Annotated in this window: 12 protein-coding genes; 8 read left to right on the top strand and 4 right to left on the bottom strand. The window is 69.4% G+C overall.

The features are described 5' to 3' along the window. Positions 1-12 precede the first annotated feature (12 nt). Positions 13-2,928 carry an NACHT domain-containing protein gene (locus OHA72_RS22320; protein WP_327009716.1) on the top strand — a complete coding sequence of 972 codons (2,916 nt, stop codon included), beginning with the start codon at positions 13-15 and terminating at the stop codon, positions 2,926-2,928. A 407-nt stretch (positions 2,929-3,335) separates the two neighbouring features. Here OHA72_RS22320 and OHA72_RS22325 read toward each other — a convergent pair whose 3' ends face one another. Both OHA72_RS22325 and OHA72_RS22330 read right to left on the bottom strand, forming a co-directional pair. Further along, positions 3,336-3,980, bottom strand: a complete 645-nt coding sequence (locus OHA72_RS22325; protein WP_327009717.1) for a Rossmann-fold NAD(P)-binding domain-containing protein — start codon at positions 3,978-3,980, stop codon at positions 3,336-3,338. 321 nt (positions 3,981-4,301) lie between these two features. Beyond that, positions 4,302-4,580, bottom strand: coding sequence for a recombinase family protein (locus OHA72_RS22330; RefSeq protein ID WP_327009718.1), 279 nt, complete (start codon positions 4,578-4,580; stop codon positions 4,302-4,304). Positions 4,581-4,727: 147 nt separating this feature from the next. On the opposite strand from OHA72_RS22330, the gene OHA72_RS22335 reads away from it, so the two are divergent. The 7 genes from OHA72_RS22335 (at position 4,728) to OHA72_RS22365 (ending at position 16,899) form a co-directional block, all read left to right on the top strand. Beyond that, on the top strand, positions 4,728-5,639 hold the full coding sequence (locus OHA72_RS22335; RefSeq protein ID WP_327009719.1) for a hypothetical protein: 912 nt from the start codon (positions 4,728-4,730) through the stop codon (positions 5,637-5,639). A gap of 150 nt (positions 5,640-5,789) precedes the next feature. After that, complete coding sequence (locus OHA72_RS22340) at positions 5,790-6,728, top strand: hypothetical protein (protein WP_327009720.1); 939 nt, start codon at positions 5,790-5,792, stop codon at positions 6,726-6,728. A 61-nt stretch (positions 6,729-6,789) separates the two neighbouring features. Next, the gene (locus OHA72_RS22345) at positions 6,790-10,113 is read left to right on the top strand and encodes a DUF6884 domain-containing protein (RefSeq protein ID WP_327009721.1); all 3,324 of its coding nucleotides are present in this window, start codon (positions 6,790-6,792) and stop codon (positions 10,111-10,113) included. Positions 10,114-10,874: 761 nt separating this feature from the next. After that, entirely contained in the window at positions 10,875-11,138 is a 264-nt protein-coding gene (locus tag OHA72_RS22350; protein ID WP_327009722.1) for a DNA-binding protein, read from the top strand. Between the two features lie 276 nt (positions 11,139-11,414). Further along, on the top strand, positions 11,415-12,479 hold the full coding sequence (locus OHA72_RS22355) for a hypothetical protein (RefSeq protein ID WP_327009723.1): 1,065 nt from the start codon (positions 11,415-11,417) through the stop codon (positions 12,477-12,479). 293 nt (positions 12,480-12,772) lie between these two features. Beyond that, positions 12,773-13,174: a hypothetical protein gene (locus OHA72_RS22360; RefSeq protein ID WP_327009724.1), complete on the top strand. Its 402-nt coding sequence runs from the start codon at positions 12,773-12,775 to the stop codon at positions 13,172-13,174. Positions 13,175-13,224: 50 nt separating this feature from the next. Beyond that, positions 13,225-16,899, top strand: a complete 3,675-nt coding sequence (locus OHA72_RS22365) for a tetratricopeptide repeat protein (RefSeq protein WP_327009725.1) — start codon at positions 13,225-13,227, stop codon at positions 16,897-16,899. A 599-nt stretch (positions 16,900-17,498) separates the two neighbouring features. Here OHA72_RS22365 and OHA72_RS22370 read toward each other — a convergent pair. Both OHA72_RS22370 and OHA72_RS22375 read right to left on the bottom strand, forming a co-directional pair. Beyond that, complete coding sequence (locus OHA72_RS22370) at positions 17,499-19,595, bottom strand: toprim domain-containing protein (RefSeq protein WP_327009726.1); 2,097 nt, start codon at positions 19,593-19,595, stop codon at positions 17,499-17,501. Next, positions 19,592-21,601 carry a type IV secretory system conjugative DNA transfer family protein gene (locus tag OHA72_RS22375; RefSeq protein ID WP_327009727.1) on the bottom strand — a complete coding sequence of 670 codons (2,010 nt, stop codon included), beginning with the start codon at positions 21,599-21,601 and terminating at the stop codon, positions 19,592-19,594. Before OHA72_RS22375 ends, OHA72_RS22370 begins: the two co-directional genes overlap by 4 nt. Positions 21,602-21,810 lie beyond the last annotated feature (209 nt).

Genomic DNA, 21,810 nt, shown 5'->3' on the forward strand with positions numbered 1-21,810 from the left:
GGAAGGTGGGACGTGAGCGGGGCGGAAGAGCCCGTCTCGGGACGTGCCGCTCTGGCGGCGCAGCTCGGGTTGCTTCAGGCCGGGCTGCGCCAGCGGGGGAAGACGCAGAAGGCCGCGGTCGAAGAGGTCAACCGGCGCCGGCGCAGAGCCGCAGGCCGTCCGGAAGACCTGGCCTGGCCGCGTAAGGACGGCGGCGTGGACCTGTCCCTCCAAGCGGTCAATGATTGGTTCCCCAAGCAGAAGGGCTCGAAGGAGCCCAGCGTGCCAGCGGACTTCGAGGATCTGTGGTCCCTAGTTGCCGTGATGCTGGAATGGACCACGCAGCTCACCGACAAACGATCCGTGGGCAGCCTCCGGTACGACTGGAACAAGCTCTACGAGGATGCCCAGCGCGGAACCGGCCTGGATGAGAAGGTGCGCACCTACCTCCAAGCCGTCCGCAAGGTCGCCGAGCAGCACCCGCATCCGGGGATCCCCAGCTGGGCGGCTCCTCCTCTGGCCGAGGTATACGTACGCCAGCGCACCACTCTGCTGGCCCGGGACGGGCGTGACGCATCCCGCGGCGACGACGATTCTGCTGCCGCGGGTAGCGGACCCCGCGTTAACGTTGAGGTCGAGCCTGCGGAGGCGGTCTTCCGGAAGGCCGACCGCGTGTGCGTACTCATCGCCGGCCCGGGATGCGGCAAGTCCACGCTGCTGCGCACCCGGCTGGGCGAGGCGGCCGGTGAGTGGCTCGACGGCGCCGGGAGTGCCGGAAAATCCGGTGCGGCAGTCCCGGTCTGGGTGAGCGCACGCTCCCTCGTCGGGGAGGAGACACAGGTACCGGATGCGCTCGCCGCCGCCACCCGAAACCTCAGCCGGTACGGGCGCCACCCGGAATTGGACGCAGCCCGCTTCCTTGAGCGGCCGTGCACCGGGGCGCACTGGCAGCTGCTCGTCGACGGCCTCGACGAACTCCCCAACGCCTCCGATCGTCGAGCCGTACTGGAGAAGCTGGCTAACGCCGTCGCGGAAGACCCGCCGCTGTACCGGTGCGTGGTGGCAACCCGTCCCCTGGCCGGGAACGAGCTCAACGTGCTCGACTGCGTCCTCGGCCGTCAAGCGCCGCACTACGACCTGCAGCCCTTCACCCCGGGCGACCTTCGCACCTACACCGAAAAGTACTTTGGCACCCGGTGGCAGCAGGAGGAGGCCACCCGCCGCGCCCAGCAGTTCACCGCCGCCCTGCTCAGCGCGTCCCTGGCCGAGTTGGCCCGCACCCCGCTTATGTCCTTCATGCTGTGCCAGCTCTACCTCACCGACCCCGAACGCCCCCCGCCCAATGGCCGCACCGCGGTCTACGAGGCATTCACCGACCTGATCTACGAGGGTAACGAGAGCAAGCGCGTTGCCGACAGCCACGAAAAAGCGATCAAGAACTTCGTGGAAGGCCTCCAGACCGTGAGGGCGCGCCGGGAGGCTGACAAGGCCGCGCGAGAAGTCCACGAACAGCTGCCCGAGCTGATCGACTACCTCGCCCACCAATGGCGGCGCCGCCCCGGTCATCGGGGTTCAGCAGTTGCGACGCTGGCCTCACACAAGACCCTCCGCCGGCCCGGCAAGGTACACCCGCAGCTCTGGGACGCGTTCTTGGAGGACCTCCTGCGGCACACCGGCTTGCTGGTTCACCACGAGGACGGCCTCAGCTTTCCCCACCAGACCCTCCTCGAATACCACGCCGCCCGCCACGCCGCCCGCCACCTGCACGCCCGCCGCCACACCCTCAACTACCTCTTCCTGTCGTTGTGGAGGAATAAGGATCCGTCGTACCTTGGGTTCCTCCTCGACCAACTCCTTACCCCCCGCGACGACCAAATCAGCGAGGAAACCAAAGCCCGCTTGGAAGACCCCACCACCAGCGGAGAACGAAGGTTCGATTTCCTCGTGCAGCAGGTACGGCTCAGAACTAACCTCCCCGCCGAATCAACCGCCCAACAACTCGCCCAATACGCCGCCGACTCCACCATCGCGCCCTACCGTCGCAGCGCAGCGGCCGAAACGCTGGTCATAGTGGACGTGGAGCGGGGCGCGGCGCTGCTCGAAACCCTCGCCGCCGACACCGATTTCTACTATGCCGGCCGCGTGTCAGCGGCCCGGGCGCTGACCGGGGTGGACTTGGAGCGGGGCGTGCGGCTCCTCGAAAAGATCGCCACCAACCCAAACCCCTACCTCCCCTACCTCCACGTCGAGTTACGAATACCGGCGGCTGAGGCGCTGGCCGAGGTGGACTTGGAGCGGGGCGCGGCGCTGCTCGAAACCCTCGCCACCGACACCGACTTCTATGCCGGTCGGTTGTCGACGGCCCGGGCGCTGGCCAGGGTGGACGCAGACCGGGGCGTGGCGCTGCTCGAAACCCTCGCCACCGACCCCACCTTCCATATCGAAGACCGGATATCGGTGGCCACCGAGGTGGCCAGAGTGGACCTGGAGCGGGGTGTGCGGCTATTCGAAACCCTCGCCACCGACCCCACTCAGATCCTCCACTACCAGATGGCGGCGGTCCGGGCGCTGGCCGGGTTGGACCTGGAGCGGGGTGTGCGGCTATTCGAAACTCTTGCCACTGACACCACCGACGACTTTATTCGCTGGGTGGTGACCAAAAACAAGATGAAAGTGAAGCGGGCCGCGCGGGTGCCCGAAACCCGCACCACCGAACCCATCCTCAACGACCCCACCCTCAACCCTTTGGATCGTGTGACGGCGGGCGAAGCGCTGGCCAAGGTGGACGCAGAGCGGGCGGTGCGGATACTCGAAACCCTCGCCACCGACCCCACCCTGGACATCACGATCCGCATGGACGCAGCCAAGGCGCTGGCCAGGGTGGACTTCGTGCAGGGAGACCCCCTGATCAGTGACATCACGCTCGAAATGGCGGGCGGCCACTACTGAGGTGAAGGGGTTACCGCCGGTGGATCATTCGGGCCGGCCCGCTCATCGAATCCGAGGAGTTCGTGACCGAGAACGATACCGGCCACCACCTGTTCTGGCCCGTCGTCCTCGCTGATGCCCGACGCTGCGGCAAGCCATGATCAACCGAATCCGCAAGGTAAGTCTGACCCCATCCCAGCCCACCTCGGTCAGATTCACCTTGCGACCCACAGGCCAGCGCACTGGCCGCTCGCAACTTGAAACTGGATCGGACAGCTTTGTCCCGTCCGCGCCAACGTTGCACCGTTCGGTCCTAGATTGCACATGATCTTGCATGGTCCGGACTTACTTTGCGCATTGTCCGCCGGTCGAGCAGCGCGGCGGCGAAGCGGCGGAGGGCCGTCGTAGCCCGCTCCTCTGCGGCTGTGTCATCCGTCGCCGGCCGGCATGACGACGATGAAGCGGCCCTCCCGGATCGTGCGGTCGACATCGACCGTCAGGTACTCGGGTGGGGCGTACCAACTGGCCGGCTCATTGAAGAACGACTCGAAGTGCGCCTGGTCGATCCCCGGAGCGGGCACACCGTACTCGCGGAAGGCATCGAAGGCCGGGTCTTCGCGGGGTGGCACGCCGCGGTAGACAGTGCCGAGCCCGGCTCGACGGGCCAGCTCGACCAGGTTGTGCCTGGCCACGGGAAGGCCGCCGGTCTCGGCCGGCGTCGTGTAGACGGTGACCTTGACGGTTGGCTGGCCGAAGCGGCGGGCCACGATGACCTCGTTGCAGCCAGCTAGGGCCGGACATACACAGTAGTCGCCACGTCGTCCTTGGAACGGGATAGGGCAGTGGGCCGGGTAGAACGAGCACACACCCCGGTCGAGGTCCACTTGGGCGGGCCGCCCGACCCGGGCCTGCACGCAAAACGGGTGCACGACCGCCCCCCACAGGTGGCTCACCCGGAACGTGTCGCCCTGCTCGATCACCGTTGCGCAGATCGGGCACGGTGGTCGGCCCGCCTCCTCCCAGGCCCGTACGATCGCCCGCCGCGCGCGGCGCTCGTCGGCCGTCTGTCCCATGGGTTCCACCTCTGCCCGGTGTCGACCGGCGCTGGGTGCGGTGAGGTTGCCTGGCTGCGCTCCAACACTCAGTCGCCGCTCCGCTGCTACCGCCACGATAGGCGCCGACCAGGGACAGCAGTACGGCATGCCGTGCCCCACGCGCCTTCGATCCATGATCCGCGGAATGTGCAGGGTAAAGCTGAACAGGTCCCCACGCCACCATCCCGACCTACCTTGCAGCATCCACGTCAGCGCGCATCGCCGCTGCAATCTCTACTCGGACAGGACAGGCGCTACGGGTCGGCTGTGCCGGCGCCAGTGGGCAACGGCGCCGCCTAGCTACGCCTCGTCGGCGCGCTCTTGGTCGAAGCGAGTGAGTACGTACTGGGCGCTGCTCTTCGTCCATTGCCCGCGTCCGGATGGCGTCGCGATCTGTTCGGCGTTGAGGGCGGCGGCGATCTGTGCCAGCGAGTTGCCGGCGGCGCGGAGTTCGGCCGCTCGCGGTGCGCCTTCGGGCAGTGCCGCGGGTGGTCGTCCGAGACGCACACCGCGGTCCCGGGCGGCAGCCATTCCTTCAGCGACCTCGGGTCGGGACGGGCGCGGCTCGTTCTTCGACATCCCCGCAGCGTACAGAAAAAGGTCTAAGAAAAGACACCCGGCTCTATGTTTTTCTATACCTTTTATTATACGCTTGTGGTGAGGCGCCCGGCGGGTGCGGGAACACCAGCCGGGCTGCGGAAACAACCTCTGTGAAAGGCGTTTCCAATGACCAACCCTACGTCCTCCGACTCCGGTCGGGACCGTCAGACGGCGCCGCCGATCGAAGACCTGATTCGCCTGGCGGCGTGCTACTCCAACCGCGACCAGGTGAAGGCCGCCGGATTCACCTTCGGCGCCGACCTCAAGATCGGCGACGTCGCGGCGATCGACTCGCGTGGACGTTGGCGCGTCGGTGTCATCGTGCGGATCGGTCGGCTCAACGCCGCAGTGGAGTACACGACCGAAGGTGCCATCCGCGACGCGGCTGACCCGCGCACCTCCTGGACGGAGCCGTTCCGGTCGATGAAGACCGCCCGCTTCGCGGACATCGCGGTCCGTCCCGACGCGGAGTACGCCCCGTCCGACACGGCCGACCATGAGATCGAGCGGGCCAACGGGCGGACCACCACACCCGTTGCCGAGTACGACCACAACGGCAACTGCGTCGGCTGCGGCACGCACCGCAACGCCCCGTGCCGCCCGGCATGCCCGTTCCAGACCGGTGTCTTCGACGAGTCCACCATCCTGCGGGCGACGGTACGACGCCTGCCAGACCACCGAGTCACCGGCGGCCAGGCCCGAGCTCTCGTCCTGCGTGAGCTGGGCTGCGCCGACTGGACCGTCCGCCGCGGCCAGCGTCACGGTGGTTACCATCTTCGATCCGCCATGGTCGCCACCGCGGTCGAACTCGTCGGCGAAACACACGCCACGTCGCTGGTCGAGCGGGCACGCGAGTTCTTCACCGACTTCCTCGTCGTGGAATGGGGCGCTGCACCCCAGCCGATGCGGGTCCTGGTCGTCTACCTGCACGGGATGACCACCGACCTGCAGGACATCGGCCTCTCGCTGTACGCCGCTGCCGCACGCCTCGACCGTGCCGACTTCAACGCCGAGGACTTCGGCGAAATCGACGGCTGAGCCCCGCCGAATCCACCAACTCTTCGTCACCCGAGCCGAACCCGCCAACCACTGACTGATGGGTCCTCCCATGACCCCGTCAGCGGCCGGTACCACGACGGATTCGTGAAGGCTCGGGCCCACTCTGCCACCACAGTGAAGGAGCTCAAGATGACCAGCACTGACGTATATGGGCTACGGCCCGGGGACCGCATCACGGTATCCCCCGGCGCGGCCATGAGCGGCCACACGTACCGCACCCTCGCCGCCGGCTTCGCCCTCGACGTCACCTCGGTCCGGACCGATCACCGCGGCGACATCGAGGTCAGCGGCATCGAGTTGACCACCCGCGGTGCGTGGCGCCGCGGCGTCCCGAGCCGCTCCGTGATCCTCCCGCGTGGCGCGTACAGCATCCCCGTCCGCGTCGGCGACAGCGTGGCCGCATCGGGCATCAGCACCGCTGCGGCGGTGACCGCGCTCCACGTGCGCGCTGACGGAACCGCGGTCGCGGACCTGCTGCTCCCCGAGGGCGAAACGAGGTGTGGGTACAACCTCGTCGACTTGCAGCACCGCGCTCGGGCCGCGCAGGAGCCCGTGCGTCAACCGTGCCTGCGCACGCACGCTGCCGAGGCACGGTGCCAGCGCTGCCTGGAGGCAGACGAACCGGCCACGATGCCGTGTGACGCGGAGCGATGCTCGGTCACGGCCGTCAACGTCTTGCTCACCCGCCGCGGACACACGCTCGGTGCCTGCGGCTCGCACACCGAGCAGGTCCGCCACATCCTGCAAGACGGCGCTGCCGCGACGATCGTGCTGCGTGCGGGCACGCGTGAGTGCTACGCCGATGGAACCCAGGTGGCCATCTGCCGGCACTGCGGGCACCAGATCTACGCCTACCCGGCCCTGGCCGGCGCCCGGCGCCCGTGGCGTGGCAACCAGTGGGACGAGACCGGGCGGTGCGGTGCGGCGGAAGACCGGACCCGGATTCGCACCCTGCACGCGCCGGCCGAGACCTGCGCCGAGCTGGACCTGGCGATCGCCGGTGCCGTCTGCGGCCCGACTGCCGATCGGCACAACGAGCTGGACTGCCCCGCCCGGAACCTCCGGTAACCGTCCCGCTGTCGGCCGGCCCCGCTGCCGGGGCCGGCCCCGGAGATCTGGAGCGCCAACCGTGACCAGCAATCACCTCGAGTCTGCCGAGCCCGCAGTCCTGGCCGAGGAGCGGCTCGCCCACCCGAACCCGTACGCGTGCGCGGCATGCTCGAACCGGGCGACGCTGCGGCTCCACCTGGCCGGCGAGCTGCAGGTCACCGTGTGCCGGCCACACGCCGCCGCCTACCGCAACGGCACCGTCAACCGTCACGCCACCGTCACGCCCAGCTGGCAGCCCAGGACCCCGCTCGCGATGCCGACCGAGACGTGCACGGAGGTGCCGCTGCCGACCGGGCCGGGCACGGTCGCGCCCGGCCAACGGGTCCGCTGCATGCCCGGCTCGCTCCCGGCGCGGGACGGTGGTCAAGGCGGCGGCATCCTCCGCTCGATCGGGCCCAAGACCTCCCTGGTCGACGTCGACGGCGGCGGACCGCGGCGGATCCGCAACGAACTGCTGCATCCCTCGGCCGGACCGGCGGTCGCGGCCTGGCGACACGGCCAGGGATACCGCACCACCTTCCCCGACGGCCGCACCTGGCTGCCGAGCTGGGCATGGCTGGGCTGGACCGTCGCCGAGCACCAGCAATACGCCGCCGGCCAGCGGCATCTCCCGGAACCCGCTACCGCGCCGCAACGCTTGATCATCGTCGTCTGCGGTGCCCGCAAAGCGGACCGCATCGAAGCACCCGCCGGTGAGCTGTACGTCGGCAGCTACCACCGGGCGGCTCGCCGCGCCGCCGAGGCGATCCGCACGCCGGGCACCAGGGTGATGATCCTGTCCGCCTGGTACGGCCTGGTGGACCTGTCCGACCTGCTGCTGCGGTACGACGCGCGGCTCGGCCAGCGGTACACCATCAGCCGTGACGGGCTGCGCGAACAGGCCGAACAGCTCGGCCTGCTGGATGTCACCGACGTCGTCGTCCTCGCTCCGGCGCCGTACGCACGCCTCGCCCGGTTCGTCTGGCCGCACGCGACCTGCCCGCTGGACGGCACCCGCGGCATGGGCGAACAGCTGCGCCGCTTCGTGGCCCTCGCCTCCGCAGCGGCCACGATCGCGCCCGCTCCCCAAGCCAAAGCCCGGCCCACCCGGTGGGACCGCAGCGTGGCGGGCGAGCGGCACGTCATCGGCGCCCAGGGCGGCGACATCCACCTCGACCTCGCCCGCCTCGCGCCTCCGCGCACGCCGATCCCGGCCTGCCGGGCTCGGCGGCGGCAGACCGGCTGGGTGACGACCCAGGAGCCGTTGAACTGCCCGCGGTGCGCGGTGATCCAGGCCCGTCGCCGGGAACTGCGCCGTTGGTGCGTGATGGTCGAACGGCTTGCCCGCCGCAGCACACCAGGCTCCGCCTGCCGCGGCGCCAGCGCCTCCAGCGCCGATCGACCCCGACCAAGCCGGGGCGTAACGACCGGACCAGGCACGCGACGGAGGGGAGGGCAGCCGCCGCAGTCCTGCGGGCCGGGCCGCTCGCGCAGCCGTGTCGTTCTGGTTCCAGGCGGCGATCCGGTCGCGGCGAGGCGGTCCGGGTCGGCGTACCCGCGGCCACCTGTTGGACGAGCTCCACCTGTCAGCCGAGCCGAAGACCGCCACCGCCAGCGGCGCCCGGACCGCGGCAGCACGTGGCCGGACGCGACGACCTCGGCCACCACCAGGGCAAATGCCCTGACCCGTAACGGGTCCGCTAACGGTTCGCCGACACGATCACTGTGCACCACCAGGTCCGTAGCGCAGCCAACGTTGACGGAAGCGCTACGGCCAGCCGAACCAGAACCTCGGCACCTCCGCAGCACCCCAGAGCACCGCAGCCCGGACACAGCGCCGAACCGGAAGGACCACGCCGTGACCACCCTGACCAGCAACCCCGCCGATGCCGAGCCGAGCGACGCGCTCCAGGCCGCGAGGACGGTGCGAGCGGAGGTCACCGACGCGCGGACGATACGCCAGATCAGCCGAGCGGAACAGGACCGCCTCAACGCCGACGCCGAGGTCGAGCGGCGCGCTCGCGCGGCCAAGCTGGACCTGGAACTCCAGGACGCCCGCCGGGCAGCGGCCCGCCGGGAGCGCGACGCCGCCGAGCGCGAGAAGCGCGAGCGCCGCAAACGCCGGCAAGTCCGCCGAGCCGCCCGCTGGGCGAGGCTGACCACCGTGGCACCCCAGGTGGCGGAGTGGGCGTTGTTCACCCTGCCGATCATGTTTCCGATGGCCGTCGCCTGGGTCGGGCAGATCCGCTTCGCGATGGAGGTCATGCATTGGCCGCTCCCGGCTGCGGTTGTCTTCGCCGCCGGGTTCGAGCTGTCCACCGCCTACGTGGCCCGACTGGACTGGCGCGCCCGCGCGGCCGGCGACTCGTCGCTGCTGTTCCGCGCTGCCACCTGGGGCTTCGCCGCGGGGGCCGCAGTCATGAACTACTGGCACGCAGCCGGCCCGAACTTCGCCCCCACCGGCGAGGCCGTCTCCTACGGGCTGATGTCGCTGACCGGCGTCATCCTCTGGGAGCTCCTGTCGACCTACCGGCACCGCACCCGGCTACGCGCCGAAGGCAAGCTCCCGGCCGCCCGGCCCCGATTCGGGTTGGCCCGATGGCTGTACATGCGCCCGATCACCCGCATCGCCTGGCTCTTGACGGTCCGCGACGGCTACACCACCACCGACCTTGCCTGGCGCGACGCTGTCGACGCGATCGAGCAGTACGGCTCAGCCAAGCTGGCCCGCCAAGCGATCCGCCGTGGACGTCCGGCGTCGCGCCCAGTTGCGGCCGGCCTCGACGGCCCGGAGCAGGCTGCCGACGACCATCCCACGCGCGACACCCGCTCCACGGGTCGGGCCTCGCACGACGACGCCTCGCGAACCGTCGCACCGCCGCGAGACAGCACAGGCGAGCCGACCGAGACGACCGCGAGCCGCGAGACGGAGCCGGAAGACGAGACGACCGTCAGTAGCGAGACGGGTCAGGAAGACGAGACGACCGTCGACGACGAGACGGAGCCGGAAGACGAAGTGCCTGTCGGCCCCGAGACGGAGGGAGACGGAACGCCTGCTGGCCGCAAGACGAACGGCCGAGACGGGAGCGGCAAGCTCAGCAGCGCTACCGCCCGTCGCGGGACTCGTAGCCGCAGCAACGGTCAGCGCGGTAGTGCTGCTGTTAAAGGCAATGCCGCTGGTCTAAAGGGTCGGCGGGGTGGGTCAGGTGCGTCCCTGCGGGCCCAGATGCTCGCCTACGCCCAGGTCCGGATCGCGCAGGGTATGCCCGTTACCGGCAAGGAGCTCGACGTCGCGTTCAGCACCAACAACTACGGCGCCCGAATCTTGCGAGAACTTGCTCGCACGCGAGTCGACGGCACCTGAACGCGTCGCCCGTCGGCGGCAAGACCACGCAACAGAGTCAAGGGCTCACCGGGTCGCCACGCACGAGAGCGAGACATCCGTGGGTATGATCTTCTATCCGGCCGGCTTCGAGCTGTACGTCGACAACCCTGGCCACGGCGAACTGTTCGTCGTCGCTGCGACCGCACCGTGGAGCGGTGAGCCCTTGGTCCATGAGGACTGGCAGCTCGATCTCTATGGGCCGCAACTGGGCGAGTTCCTGGCCCGAGTCACCAACCGGGCACTCGATACCGACCAAGCCCGGACAGGCCGGGTTCGGCTGCCGGCATTCATCACCAGTGCGGTAGCCGCCACGCTGCTGCCCGCGCTACACCGGGCGATCATGTTGGCGATTGGTGGCTCCGACCGGTACGAGCGGACCTTCCCCGAAACCGACGAGGCACCCGCCGGGCCGCTGTGCGTCCGGTGCAACCTTGGCACTCCCTACTCGCCGGGGTGCGCTTCCCTCGACCTGGTGCGAGCAGCACGGCCACCGCGCGTACGGCGTCCGGACCGGCCGGTGGGACCTTGCCCAGGAGCTCCACGGTCACGACCTCGCGATGTGGAAACGGGAACAAGCCCGCGAGCATGAGGGATGGGCCTTGGAATCGCGGGGTTGACGGAGACGCTACCCGTCACGACCTCAGCGTTACGCGGCACCGCTGCATCAACGCTCGCCGAGCACGCTCGGAGCGACATCGAGCGGTGCCGGCCGACAGCCGGCGGCAGGAGGAGCGACCACCATGACCGTCACGACGACGCAGGACCTCGCCGGGGTATGGACGATCGATGCTGTCCGCAAGCTGCCCGCCACGGTGGACATCGAGACCGCCGGTGCTGTGCTTGGCATCGGCCGTTCCAAGTCCTACGAGCTGGCCAAGGCCGGAGAGTTCCCGGTCCGGGTGCTGCGCATCGGCCGACGCTATCTCGTGCCCACGAACCTGCTCCTCAAGCTGCTCGGCGTCGACGATGACACCGAGAGCGGCCGGCAGCCAGCGACGGCGTGAAGGCGGTAGCAGAACCCGAGCGAGATCGAACGCCACGGATGACCACTGCGCCCGGATGGTTCGCCCATCCGGGCGCAGCGCGCTACGAGGTCGCAGCCGGTGACAGCTTGCCGCGTTGCCGCGTGTCGGCCACTGCGCACGCGCCTACCGTGCGGCATCAGGTCAGCGACTCATGGCGTGCTCGCCGGTCTCCGCGGCAGTGTCAGACGCGCACCGGCTTGACGAGATTCGGGTAGCGCGCAGCAATCTGGTTGCCGCATGGCCGAGAATTGATCTGTGCAGGACGACGGCCGATTCGGCCCAGACTTCGTTGCAGCGCACCTCGCGGCGCACGGCAAACGCATGCCGGAGCAGCGGCAGCTGACCTATGACATCGCGGTTGAGCCTGCCTTCGCTCACTGGCGGCGCTGGTACGGCGAACAGCTGGCGTTGCTGCCGCAGGCCCAGGGCGACGCGCTCGCTGGACGTCTGTGGCTGGACGAGCACTTCTGGCCGGTCACCTTCGAACTCGCGGCCGGCGCCGTGATCCGCTCCGCCGGATACACCGCACTCTACGAACACGACCACGACGGTCTCACTCCCGACTGGACCGCCCTCACTTCCAGCGGCGAACTGGCGTTCCTCCTTGAGGTCCATACCGATCAGCCGACGAAGGAGACGTTCGGTCAGATCCGCGGGTGGAAGGGACTCGAGCGCCGCATCGCGCAGATCCCGGTCGGGGTCGTCCTGAAGCTGCAAGGCCCCCGGCACGTGGCATTGCGCCCTCCGGACGGCGGGACCGCCAAGAAGGTCGCCCGAGAACTCCGCAGCCGGCTGCTCGGCTCACCTCACACCACGCGCATCCACACGCACGGCTATACCTTCGTCGTGCTCGCCAACATGTTCGGGCCGCTGAAGTCGGCGAATGGGCTCTTCGCGCAGTTCGCTGCACCCAGCGGCGTGGCCGGCCCGGTCAACGCCAGTCGACTCGTCCTTGCCGTAGACGAGAAGGTCAGCAAGTACGCCGCCCGGGCCAACGGGAACCACGTGCCGCTTGTCGTGGCCGTCGGGTCGCACCGCTTCACCAGTGTCGACCTTGACGATCTCGACGCGCTCCTCGACGGTTCCCCCACGATGAACTTCCACTTCAACGTCGGCGACAGCTTCATCGGTACCAAGTCGGTCAACCCGGCGAGCCCGGCACGGTGGACGATGCCGACCAACCTCGCCGGCCTGCTCTGGCTGCACAACCAGCCGCCGTTCGGCGCCACCGCCCGCCCCAACTCAAACGGGCACCAGCTCATGCCCCCGCCCCTCGCCCAGATGACCCAAACCCCGCCACCCGCCCGCAGCGTGGCCTGAGCACCCCGTATCCCCGCATCGAGTAGGCGACTGGCGCGCACGGATCCGCGGCGTCACCGCTGTACGCGTACGGCCAGCTGATGTCCCCCACCGCTGTGCGGTGGGCCAGACTCGCCGGCAGCGACTGGTCCGTCTATCTCGCCGCACCCTCGAATGCCGGAGACCAATGATCTCCAGCGGTACTGGCGAGGTGCACGCGACGGCTGTCGGGCATGGCGGTGACAGTCCATGATGGTTCGGTGACCAGTAGGTGGAGAACTGCGGCCTGGGCTGTCGTGCTAGCTGCCGGGATCGTGCTGATCGGGGTCGGTGTGTTGCTGGGCATGACCCGCCTGGATGACGCGGACAAGTGGGGCAGCGTGATCGGCGGGATCGTCGCCCTGGTGGGCCTGCCGATGACGGCGTACGGGCTAGTGCTGGCCCGCCGCCAGAGGACATCCGCTGGCGGGCAGTCGGTCACCGACTCAGCCATCGGGGGCGGTGTGGCGCAGGTGCGTGGGGTGCGTGGCAATGTGCGGATCGGGGGCTCTGCCGCGCCGGGGGCCGGTGCGCCCGGCCAGCCGTCGGCAGCCCGCCGGCGCCCGTCGTCTGCTAGCCCGTCCGGTCCGGACGGTCAGTCGGTGGCTGGGTCGTGGACGGCCGGGCCGGTGCGGCAGATCGACGATGTCGGCGGCGACGCGGATATCGACCGGTGATCTGGCGGCCCCCGGCCAGCGCCGGGCAAACGGTCACGGACAGTGTTGTCTTGGGCCCGGTAATCCAGATTCGCGGTGTCGACGGTGACGTCACCATCGTGGCCGACCGACCCCGCTACCAGGTCAGCGACCTGTTGCCGGGTGCGGTGCCGTTGCCAGTGCGCACGGCGCAGCAGCAGCCGAGCCGGCTGCTGCTGGCCCGGCACCAGGTGGTGCCGTTTACCGGCCGGGACGCTGAGCTCGAGGCGGTCGGCTCGTGGATGGGCGACGACGGCTCGGTGTCGGTGCGGCTGATACACGCCGCCGGCGGTCAGGGCAAGACCCGCCTGGCCCGACACGTCGCAACCCAGGCCCACGGGGCGGGCTGGTCGACGTGGCGGGTGGTGCACAGTCCGGAACAGCACTCCAGTCCTCAGCTGAACGTCCCCGCCGGCGGCGGAGCGCTGGTCGTAGTCGACTACGCCGATCGGTGGCCCGCCTCCGACCTGCGCACGTTGATCACCGATCTGCACACCGTGTCGCTGCGCACCGGCCTGGTGCTGCGGGTGCTGCTGCTGGCCCGCTCAGCTGGCTTCTGGTGGTCCGCCCTGCGTGACCGGCTCGACAGCGATCACGCCATCGCCGCCGACGCCCATCAGCTGCTTCCGCTCGACGAGCGCACGGATCGTACGGCGCTGTTCGACCAGGCACGGGAACGGTTCAGCGCCGCCCTTGACATCGCCGGCACGGAGACTCTGGATGTGCCGGATCTAACTGGCCCGGGGTTCCGGCAGATCCTGGCCGTGCACATGGCCGCGCTCGTCGCCGTCGACGCGCACGGCCGCGGGCACGCACCGCCGACCCAGCCTCATGCGCTGTCGGCCTATCTGCTCGGACGGGAACGGGCCCACTGGTATCAGCTGCACGCCCGCACTGAGGACCGTCGTGCGACCAGCCCCGAGGTTATGGCCCGCGCTGTCTATCTGGCCAGCCTCACCGGGCCGGTCACCCGTGACGACGCCGCGGGAATCCTGAACGCGACGGGGCTCACCGAGCCCGGCGCCGGCACGATCATCGACGACCACCGGTTCTGCTATCCGCCGGACGACCCCGCCACCGTCCTGCAAGCCCTACGACCGGACCGCCTCGGCGAAGATCTCATCGCGCTGTCCATCCCAGGACACCCCTACACCAGCGGCGACGACTGGACACCCGACGACTGGGCAGCCGCCGCCGTGCCCGACCTGCTCGGTACCGCAGAACCTGGCGCGTGGACCGCCGCAGTGGTCACCGTCCTGGTCGAGACCGCCCGTCGCTGGCCTCACGTCGCCACGAATGTGCTCTATCCCGTCGTCCGGCAGCACCCGAACCTAGTCCTTGCGGCTGGCGGCGCTACGCTCACCCGCCTCGCCGAGTTGCCCGACGCTGATCCCGCCGCGCTGGAAGCTATCGAAGCGCATCTGCCTCAAGACCGGCACGTCGATCTCGACACCGCCGCGGCTGCCATCATCACCGCCCTCACCACCCACCGCCTCGCCACCACCTCGGACTCCGCGTATCGCGCCCAACTCCACACCACCCACTCACGGCGCCTATTTAACGCTGGCCGCCGGGATGAGGCCCTCACCCCGGCCGAGGAAGCCGTTGCGATCCATCGTCAGCTGGCCAAGACAAACCCAGCCGCTTACTTGCCCGACCTGGCCATGTCGTTGAGTAACCTTGGTGGCCACCTGTCCGGACTGGGACGGCACGACGAGGCATTGGCGCCGGCTGCGGAAGCGGAAGCAATGTACCGTCGGCTGGCAGAGAGCAATCCCGTTGCCTCCCTGCCCGGGCTGGCAAGGTCGTTGAGCAACCTGGGAGTACTGCTGTCGGAACTAGGACAGCATGACGAGGCCTTGCCTCCCGCGGCCGACGCCGTCGCGAAATATCGGCAGCTAGCGGAGATAAACCCGACCGCCTACCAGCCCGACCTCGCCATGTCGTTGAGTAATCTCAGCACGTTGCTGTCCCGGCTAGGGCGGCGGAACGAGGCGTTGGTCGCGGCCGGGGAAGCCGTCGCGACGTATCGTCGGCTGGCCGAGACCGACCCGGGTGCCTACCTGCCCCAACTCGCCATGTCATTAAACAATCTGGGCACATCATTGTCGGCACTGGGCAAACGCGACTATGCCCTTGCCGCGTCCGAGGAAGCCGTCACGATCCGTCGTTGGCTGGCCGAGATCAACCCTGCCGCCTACCTGCCCGACCTCGCCACTTCCTTGACCAACCTCGGCAATCGTCTGTCCGGGCTCGGCCGCCGTGACGAGGCCCTCGCCCCAGCGGAGGAAGCCGTTGCGATCCGTCGTCGGCTGGCCGAGATCAACCCCGCCGCCTACCTGCCCGACCTCGCCACTTCAGTCCACAACCTCGGCACGTTTTTGTTCGACTTGGGGTACCGGAACGATGGCTTGGCCTCGACTGAGGAGGCGGCCACCATCCGTCGTCGGCTGGCCAAAGCCAATCCGGCCGCGTACCTGCCCGACTTGGCGATGTCGTTAAGCAACGTCGGTGGCCAGATGTCGGGACTCGGGCGGCGCGACGAGGCCTTGGCGCCGGCAGCGGAAGCGGTGGCAACCTACCGTCGGCTGGCAGAGAGCAATCCCGCCGCCTTCCTGGCCGACTTGGCGATGTCGTTGGCCAACCTCGGAGCTGCGCTGTCAGGACTAGGACGGCGTGTCGAGGCCTTCGCATTGACCGAGGAAGCCGTCGTGATCCGTCGTCGGCTGGTTGAGATCAACCCGGCCGCTAACCTGCCCGATCTTGCTACAGCGGTAAACAACCTCACGGCGCTTCTATGCGAATTGGGGCGACTGGAGGACGCGCTGGTTCCAGCTGAGGAAGCCGTCACGCTTTACCGCCAGCTCACCAAGGCCAACCCAACCGCATACCTGCCCGACCTCGCCATGGCGTTGGCCAACCGCGGCATCACCCTGGGTGCCCTGGGCCAGCGCGACGAGGCCTTGGCCTCGACCGAGGAAGCCGTTGTCATCCGTCGTCGGCTGGCCGAAATCAACCCCGCCGCCTACCTACCCGACCTCGCCACCTCCTTGAACAACCTCGGCGCCGAACTCTCGGAGCAGGGGAGGTGGACCGAAGCGCTGGTCCCGGCCGAGGAAGCCGCTACGCTCCACCGCCGACTGGCTGAAACTAACCCGACCGCCTACCTGGCTGACCACGCTGCGTCGGCAAACAACCTCGGCACGTTGCTGTTAAAATCGGGACGGAGAGACGAGGCATTCGTTCGGAATCACGAGGCCGCTCGCATTTACCGCCAGCTGGCCGGGGTCAACCCGACCGCTTACCTACCTGATTTCGCTATGTCGTTAGTCAACCTCGGCACTTCCCTGGCCGTGCTGGGCCGGCGGGACGATGCCTTGGCGTCGGCCGAGGAGTCCATCGAGATCCGTCGCCGCCTAGTCGAAACCGACCCGACCGCCTACCTACCCGATCTCGCCATGTCGTTGGTGGCCTATGCCTGGATTTGCGTAAAGCTGCGAGCCGATCTGGCCGCAGCGCTAGCCGCAATTACCGAGGCGATTGAGCTCTACAAACCGTTGACCGAGCGGCTTCCGCACGTGTTCACCGAGCAGCTGTCGTCGGCGTACCGGACCCTTGACGACGTGCTATCCGGCCTTGGACGTCTGACCGAGGTAAGGGATCTCCGCCGACAAACCGGTAGTCGTTCCCGCGAGTCTCTGGAGTGAAGATCGCGCTCGTTCTAAAGACCTTTCGGTATTTGGGTGATGCTCAGACGTAGGCCGGTGTGGTCGAGGAAGTTGAAGCAGAGTTGGTAGCTGCTGCCGATGCGGTGCAGGCCGGTGTGGGCGGCGGTGTTGTCGGCGTCGTCGAGGATGTCGGGGCAGAGGTTGGCCAGTTCGGTGTTCTTGAGGTTGCCCAGACCAGTTCGGTCGGGTTGTCACAGTGCGGGGATTGTTGGACAACCGGGTGTGAGCGCGCCGATTATCGGTAGTGAGGGCCTGCTTCGGCTGGCCAGGTTGGTCGAGCGGCTGCGGTTGCGCGACCTGGACGAAGGCGGCGTGTCATGGACCGCGCACGCACGGACGATTTCTCTCTCTCCGGCTGTCCCCGCTGACGGGGAGCCCGACGGCGGGGCTGTGGGCGTCGTTGCCGGAGACGAGACGGCAGGAGGCTGTCAGGACGCTGAGTATGCTGCTGGAGCGGTCGGTGACTGCGCCCGGGCCGGTGACGGTGGTCGGCGGGAGCGGCGGTGAGCACGATGTTGCTGGCTGAGCGCGGCGGGGAGAAGATCGAGGGCCGGCACCGTGATCGTCGGTCGCGTGGGTCAGCGGGCGGCTGGTTTGGGTGATGGTCCTGCCGGGAGTGCCAAGCGGGGGTTGTCGGGGCGGGTCCCAGTGCGCGGCGAGGGACGGGTGACGTTGGGAACGGCCTGGCCTTGTCGAGCGAGCCGGGCCGCGGTCATGACGTCGTTGAGCTGCGCTGGGTCTGGCCGGATCGCCATGGCTACGGCCTGCGGTCCAGCGAGCTGGCGGAGTCCGGCCACGGTGACCTCTGGACGGCGCGGTTGGATCGCGGTGCGCAGTTGCTCGATGCCGATCGCGGCAACGCGCCGTCCGGCAAGCAGGATGGTGGTGGGCGGCAAATCGAGCCGATTGACGCCGATCGTGCCGCCGCGGACCGAGGCGGTGAGCAACTGGTCGCCCACATGTGGGCTCCGACCACCGGCCTGAGGGACGGGGGTAGAGCTCGAACCCGTTGCTGACCGCTGCGCGGTTGAGGCGTAGGTGTGCCGAGCGCCGACGGTGTGGTCGACGGTCACGGCAGCGAACCAGCTGCGGATCTTGGCGGCGTCGGTGACCACCTGGGCGTGTAGCGGGCTGGCGGTGGCGTAGGCGCGGGCGTTGCCGGCCCAGGCCACGGTGAACTGTCCGGTGCCCTGCTGTGGCCGGTCTCCGTCGAACGAGCAGAGCACGACGATGCTGGCGTTGCCCTGCCGGCTGCCGGGTTCGGCGAATGCGGCGTTGACGGCGACCCGGGCGATCTCGACGGCCTTGTGGGCGCCGACGAGGATCGCTGCGCGTCCAGCGACTTCCGCAGCAAGGCGGGCGGCGTCGCGGTCGGCGGGGTCTGCGCCGGTGCCTTCGCTGAGGACCCAGGCCGTGTGACCGGTCTGTGGGTCGTGCTGGACCCAGGTGGCGGCTGGAGCATCGGGAGGGCAGGTTCGTGCGTAGCCGTGCCCGACGATGCTGGGGTCTGGGAACCCGCGAGTGCCCAATGCGACGGCGGCCCTGCGCGGTAGGTCAGGCACGCCGACCGGGACGCCGCCGCCCTCCTCCTGCGGCGGGTAGATGGTCTCCAGCACCGTCAACGGTTCGACCTGCAGTCGCACGGCCAGGTCGACCGATAGCCGAGCCGCGAGGTCGGGATTGTCCTGGGCAACCTCGCCGATGAACGGCGCTACTGCACGGACGGCGTTGAGGCGGATCAGCAGCGACTCCGACGACGGGTCGCGACCGATCCGCGCAAGCTCCTCCAGCCGGGTGTCGAGCCGGGCCAGGTGCGGCCTCAGGCGGTGATCAAGGACTACGTCGACCAGCGGCCGGCGCAGGTGGGCGAAGGTTCCGACCGCGGTGGCAGGCCCGGCCGCTACCAGCGACGCAGGGTCGGCGCGACCCTGAAGCACGATCGCGTCGACTGGTCCCGGCCAGGCCCGCAGCAGCTGGTAGGACTTGTCAATGGCGGCTTGTCCGGCGTCGTCGGCGTCGAAGGCAGCCACGATCGGTGTTCCCGGGCGCACGGCGGCGGCCAGGAGCGCGACCTGTTCGGCGGTTAGGGCGGTGCCGCAAGGAGCGACGGCGTAGTACGGGTCCGGGTAGAGGGTGTCGGGCAGCGTGTGGCGCAGCCGAGCCACGGCCACGACGTCGGCCGGGCCTTCCACGAGCATCACCGCCGCGGGCTGGGTGGTGCCGTCGAGCTGCTCGGCGAGCCCGTAGAGCAGTTCGCTCTTGTGGTAGATGGCGGTGGTGGTGGTGTTGCGGTATTTGGGTGTGCCGTCGCGGCCGGACAGGTCCCGTCCGGTGAACGCCACGATGTTTCCGTCGGCGTTGCGGATCGGGAACATCACCCGGTCGCGGAATACGTCGATGCGGTTGCCGTTGCGGGCGGTGGTGATCAGACCGGCGTGGAGGAGTTCGTCGTCGGTGAAGCCGTTGGCGCGGAGGTGATCGCGGAGGATGGTCCAGCCGTGGGGTGCGTAGCCGATGGTCCACGGCGGGTTTGATGCGTTCGCTGCGATGATGCTGCGGCTGCGCAGGTACGCCAGGGCGCGGGGCTCGTCGAGCAGGTGGCTGCGGTAGAACTCGTTGGCGACCTGGTGCGCGGCGATGAGCCGGCCTGCGTCAGGCGGGCGGGCGGCGGTCACGGTTGCCTCGTCGGACCGCGGAACTGCGGTACGGCCGGCTTCACGGTGCGCCGAGCCGCCCCCGGGCCGCCCTCATCCTCGTCGGACCCTTGAACGCGCGCGAACCCTGGTCCTGTACCGGGGCGCTGGGGTGCCGGGGGCATCGTTGCGTTCGGTGCACCCAGCACCGGCACGGCCGGCAGCTGCACCCCGTCCTGCGCGAGATCGGCGATCAACCGTTCGCGTTCTGCGGCGTCGCTGATCTGCGTGATCGCCTTCGCGGTCGCCAACTCCAGGGCTGGCGCACCAGGCTGGCGGAACCACGGGTCGAGGCGCAGCAGCGCTGGCCGGGCACCGGAGGCGAGCAGGATGGCGGTGCCGCGCTTGAGGGCGCGGACGTCCTCGGGTCCCATGATCCGCTGCCGGCGGACGCTGACCTGCCGGGACACGGTGCCGGTGCCGTCGCGAGTGAGCGACATGGTGGCCACGTCGTGTTCGCCGATGAGCGAGGACACGTCGGCGGCGAACCGGGGATCGTCACCACCGGCGCCAATGAGCTTCACCGTGGCGGCACCCCACAGCGTGCCCATGCCCTTGTCGCCCCAGACGGTGCTGCCCTGCTGGTAGGTCTGCAAGATCGTGACGAGCACGATGGAGCGACTGCCGTAGTGGCTGTAGAGCAGCGGCAGATCCGCCAGCGGGCAGATGTTGGCGGCCTCGTCGAGCATGGCCAGCATCGGTGGGTCGAGCCGGCCGCCGCGGGCCTCGGCCCGGCGTACGCCGTGGCGCATGACCTGGTCGGTCAACGCCGCGACCAGCGGCCCGGACGAGCCGGCGCCGTCCTTGGAGAGCAGATACAGCGTGTCGCTGCTGACCGGGAACGCGTCCGGGTCGAACCGCTCGAGTTCGGTGTCGGCGGGTTCGTTGACCCAGGCCATGATGCGGGGATCCTGCAGACACCTCGCTGCGGTACGGGCGGTCTCGTAGATACCGTCGCGGGTCTCTGGCGCCCCGTTCTGTCGCCCACGCAGGGCCCGCGCAACCTCGGGGTAGCCGTGCGCGAAGAGGATCCCGACGGGCTGGTCTTCGCTCGCGTCGGCCAGCCATGCCTGCACGTCGCTCATCGCGCCGTGGCTGACCGCGGCGGCCAGGAAGAACGAGGTGAGGAGGTCTTCGGCGGCGAGCAGCCAGAAGTCCTCGCCGCGGTCGCGGCGCAACGGCTGCACGAAGTGGCTGGCCACCCGGACGGCGTCCTCGACAGAGCTCACCGCGGTCAGCGGGTCCCACCACCAGCGCTGCCCGACGCGGGTGATGCCCTGCGGATCGAACGCCCACACCCGCCCGACCCGGGCTCGGGCGGCGCTGGTGGTGGCCCACAGGTCCGCTTTGTTCGAGGTGGCGACGACGGGGCCGGGCGCGTCGAGGATGAGCGGGACCGCGATGGCGGTGGTCTTCTGGGCGCGGGGGCCCATGATGGCGACGATGCCGTCTTCCCATGAGGCGCGCAGCTGTGGACCGAACCGGCGGTGCGGTCGCTGCATAGTTCCCAGCGCCAGCCCGGTCTGCGCGGCGGGCAGTTCGTTGGCCGGGGTGCCGGCCAGGCTCGGCCGCAGTTGCAACGCCCGTTTGGTGACACCGGCGGGGGTGAGGTCGGCGACCTCGTGTGGGCGCGCCAGTGACGGCAGCGGGTCGTCGGCCTCGGTGCGGCGCCGTTCCCACCACACCCACCCGGCGATCACCGGCGCGACAGCCACGACCAGGAACAGCCCGAACACCACGCCGACCACCGGGTGGTTGACGTCCGGGTACAGCAGGCGCCATCGGCCGTGCAACATCCCGGTGACGAACTCCGAGCCGTAGCCAGGTCCGGGGTGTCCGCCGGTCACCACGGCGGTCAGTGCTCCGGCGGCCCAGGCCAGCCACGTCAGCGCGATGGCGCCCCACGCGGCACCGAGCACCACGAACGGCGTCAACGGCATGGTGCCCGCGCTGGCGCGGGGCTGCACCGGCTGCTGGGACATACTCATCGCACACCACCCCGTGCAAACAGTCGACGGTGCCGGCCGAGCGGACGGCGGTGCACGACGGCGAGGGCAATCAGCGCTACGGCAGCGCCGCCGTCAACGGGTGACGGCGGTGCCGAGACGAGACCGCATCCCACGGCGACCGCCAACGTCCCGGCGGCGACACGCACCGTGAGCCGCCGCAGCACCTGCCGGGCCGCCCGCCCGGCCCG

The organism is Dactylosporangium sp. NBC_01737 (genome assembly GCF_035963215.1).
Lineage (GTDB): Bacteria > Actinomycetota > Actinomycetes > Mycobacteriales > Micromonosporaceae > Dactylosporangium.